Origin of the sequence: Tetzosporium hominis (assembly GCF_002265435.1) — a bacterium.
Lineage (GTDB): Bacteria > Bacillota > Bacilli > Bacillales_A > Planococcaceae > Chryseomicrobium > Chryseomicrobium hominis.
Genome location: NZ_NOKQ01000183.1, coordinates 1 through 273 on the forward strand (window position 1 = coordinate 1; position 273 = coordinate 273).

At 37.4% G+C, this 273-nt stretch carries 1 protein-coding gene; it reads left to right on the top strand.

What is annotated here, in order from left to right; translation table 11 throughout:
- Positions 1-273: CppA C-terminal domain-containing protein (locus CF394_RS03825; RefSeq protein ID WP_207761681.1), on the top strand; the 273-nt coding region annotated here is incomplete at both ends.

A 273-nucleotide genomic window follows, 5' to 3' on the forward strand; every position in this document is an offset into this window, starting at 1 on the left:
ATGTGATCCTTGTTCATGCAGAAAATGATATAAGAAATTTGGTTCCACTGGAAACTGTTCCTGAATTTTATTCAAATACAAGTATAAAATACGTGAGCCAATTTGATGTTTCTATGGAGTTGCGTTTGCCTGAGGGGACAGAGAGTTTACTTGATTCTGAAGGAGTAGCGTCAGCAATCACCTTTACTAAAGGGCAAGGGCCAGATTTGGCTGTTGAAAACAATGTTACTTGGGACCTGACGATGTTGAAATTTTTAGTAAAGAATTTTGATC